Source organism: Thomasclavelia sp. (genome assembly GCF_017889095.1).
Taxonomy (GTDB): Bacteria; Bacillota_I; Bacilli_A; order Erysipelotrichales; family Coprobacillaceae; genus Thomasclavelia.
Window position 1 is genome coordinate 1 of record NZ_JAGHEW010000092.1, and the last position, 3,283, is coordinate 3,283.

At 30.2% G+C, this 3,283-nt stretch carries 4 protein-coding genes; all 4 read right to left on the bottom strand.

Annotated elements, in window-relative coordinates; genetic code table 11:
• A partial coding sequence (locus J7M77_RS04265) for a transglutaminase-like domain-containing protein (protein ID WP_296876336.1) occupies positions 1-1,289 on the bottom strand: 1,289 nt, incomplete at its 3' end.
• 11 nt (positions 1,290-1,300) lie between these two features.
• Positions 1,301-1,984, bottom strand: coding sequence for a GNAT family N-acetyltransferase (locus J7M77_RS04270; RefSeq protein ID WP_296876337.1), 684 nt, complete (start codon positions 1,982-1,984; stop codon positions 1,301-1,303).
• Between the two features lie 53 nt (positions 1,985-2,037).
• Entirely contained in the window at positions 2,038-2,949 is a 912-nt protein-coding gene (gene ftsX, locus J7M77_RS04275; protein WP_296876339.1) for a permease-like cell division protein FtsX, read from the bottom strand.
• A partial coding sequence (locus J7M77_RS04280) for a cell division ATP-binding protein FtsE (protein ID WP_296876341.1) occupies positions 2,949-3,283 on the bottom strand: 335 nt, incomplete at its 5' end. The genes ftsX and J7M77_RS04280, both read right to left, overlap by 1 nt.

Genomic DNA, 3,283 nt, shown 5'->3' on the forward strand with positions numbered 1-3,283 from the left:
CCAGTTTGATTGTCATAAGGATCTTGGCGTAAATATTTTTTTGGTGGATTAAATTCAAACTGGTATTCGCTACATGCCGGCATTCTAAATGGATCCAAGTGACCAAAATAATATTGCCAGCGATTTAGATCGCCATTTCGATAAGCACTGCCACCAAATGAACAATCTGCATATAACCAGCCATAAGGAGCTACATAAAATCTCGCCCAATCATGATTACCAATATCATCATCAGTTACATATAATCCTGCCTGCCAAGTAGCAGGAACGCCAACAATTCGACATAAAGTAATGAACAATAATGCCTGAACTCCACAATCACCTTTTTGTCCTAACGCAACATACTCACTAATATTAGGAATACAGAAATAATTACGGACAAATGAATAATTGACCTTAGTAGTAATATATTCATAAATCTTTTTAGCTTTTAATAAATTATTAGTTTCATCTTGGACTATTTCTTTAGCTAAAGCTTTTAAATATGGCGTAAAAACAATATGCGGCGCTTGTTCATGTAAATAAAACTGTGGCTGATTAGCACTTACCTTTTCAGCTTTTAGTTCTTGATATTCAATCATGTTATCATATTCATATTCTACATAAAATTCTTTATTTACATCAATATTGCTTTCAAAATAAATCGTTCTTGCTAAAGAATCACCACTATCAATACTTTGATAATCAGGCAATGTTTTTAATAATTTAAAATTACTTGCTTGTGCGTTTTCAATTGGTAATGGTAAATGAACTCGTACTTGTTTATCATGATCATCAATATTTAACTTGATTCCAGTTTTTAAACGAAAATGATAAGTTAATTTACCATATTTTTTTATTTCACTAATCGTATCATCTAACAATTTAAAATTAGCTTCGCGTTTAACATTTTTGCCTGGATCGATCAATCTAGCAACATAATCATTTCTAGTCTTAATAATATTTTCAAAAAAATCAGCTCTAAACTGTGGTTTCCCTTCAACAAAGATCCATTCAACGCCATTTTCATCTTGTAACTTTTCTAATTCTTCATCTTTAAAATCAATGAAATTTTCATGACAAATTGCTAATGCCCGATCATATGTTAACGGATATTCATCAGGTAATCTTTTAATAATTTCTTTTTCTAAATTTAATCGTTTTTTTAAAGCTGCTGGTATTTCCTTATTTAACTTAAGATCAATCACCTTTTCCATCCGTTTAAAAGCACCATACCACTTTAATTTCAATAAATCTTCTGGTAAAGATACCTGTAAATATTGTAAATCATCAAATTTATATTTATCCATTTTTTATCCTCCTACATATACCAAAACACTTTATCATTTGAGCGTTTAAAACCTAATTTTTCATGAAACTTGATTGAACCAGCGTTATTAATTTCTACTTGCAAATAAACAACTTCGTTTTTTTCAAGTAATTGATTAATTAAATAACTCTCTAATGCTGTTCCAATCTTTTTTCTTCGATATTCTTTTAATACCTCAACAAATCCAATTGATCCTTCATCATGGATACCTGCAAAACCAGCTATTTTATTATCGACAAAAGCACCTATAAAAGTATTTGACTTAATTCTAGCTATTAAATAATCCAGATCAGTCAAACTAGAATAATTATCTTTAATGATATCGTAATATTCCATTCCAATTGGTTTGATCATGATATCGTCGATTATATCAATTTGATCTTTTAAATAACAATAATTATAAGCAACAATCACATTTTTTAGTTTAAATCTTTCTAAAATATAATCATTTAAATTGCTATTGTGAATTGCAAGCATTTTGATACTTTTTTTGTTTTTTAAAAAATCAAATATTGCCCTATCAGTCCCTTTAATAAAATATGTTTCATGGTATTTAAATACAATCAAATCCTCATTAAAATTAATCACTTCTCCACCATGATTATAAATATAAATAAAATCTATATTATTTATATATTCTTTTTCTAACTGAGTAATTATTTTATCTTTAACCATACCTGCTCCTATAAAAAAACAGAAAAAGCTGCGGAGCCTTTTCTGTTTAGCTATTAAATCTTTAAGAAACGTCTAATTGATACAAAACTTCCTACTAAACCAACACCAGCACCAATTGCGGCAATGATCAATGAAAAATCACGAATAAATGGCATTGGTTCTTTTAAAGCTAACATTGCTGATAATAATGCCCCACCAGCATAGCTATAAACAGCCTGGTATCCATAAACTAAAACAATAATAGGAATAATAGAACCAATTAAACCAATTAACATTCCCTCTAACATAAACGGAATACGAATATACCAGTTACTTGCCCCAACCATTCGCATGATACTGATTTCTGTTTGTCTTGCAGTGATTGTAATTTTGATCGTATTTGCAATCATAAATAAAGCTACTACTGCAAGGCCAACAATAAAGATACTTCCACCAGTTTGAATCGTTTGCAATGTTTTAACCATGTTTTGAGTTGATTGACCACCATAGTTAGTACTATTAACATTAGGAATTTCTTCAATTTGTTTAGCAATTGCATTGATCTTGCTGGCATCTTTGACTTCTACTTCATAAGCAGCCCCTAACGGGTTATCATTTCGATAAGATTCGAATAATTCTGCCCCATCTTCTCCTTGAGTTTCAATTAATTTATCTAACTCCTGGTCTTTAGTATAGTAAGTACTTTTACTTACACCATCAATCTGTTTAATTTGATCTCCTACTGCTACTTCTGCTTCACTATCAATATTTCGTTCCAATTTGACATAAATACTAACGCCTTCTTCAATATTAGCTGAGATATCTTGAACGTTTAGTGCTAATACCCCAATTACTCCAATTAATAATAAAGTAATCGTTACTGCAAAAATTGATGAAAATGACATTACCCCATTACGCCAAATATTTTGGACTGCTGTTATAAAATGCTGCGGTAAATTTCTAATGCAGCTAACAAGTTCTTTCATTAAATATCATAACCTCCTAAACTAGTATCTGCATTGATACAACCATTTTCAATTAAAATTGTTCTTTTTTTATGCTCTTGAACAATCTTACTATCATGAGTAACAAGAACAATTGTAGTATTTTGTGTTTCATTAATTCGCTCTAAAATTTTAATAATTTCTTCTGAAGTTTCTGGATCAAGATTTCCGGTTGGTTCATCAGCAATTAATACTTTAGGACGATTGACAATTGCTCTTGCAATTGCAACACGCTGCTGTTGTCCCCCTGATAATTCATGTGGAAATGAATTTACTTTTTCTTCAAGTCCAACTAATTCTAATGTTGCCCGTACCC

Bases quoted from the DNA above. Each gene is read 5' to 3' on its own strand.
- J7M77_RS04270 (WP_296876337.1), bottom strand. From the start codon at position 1,984: ATGGTTAAAGATAAAATAATTACTCAGTTAGAAAAAGAATATATAAAT.
- ftsX (WP_296876339.1), bottom strand. From the start codon at position 2,949: ATGAAAGAACTTGTTAGCTGCATTAGAAATTTACCGCAGCATTTTATA.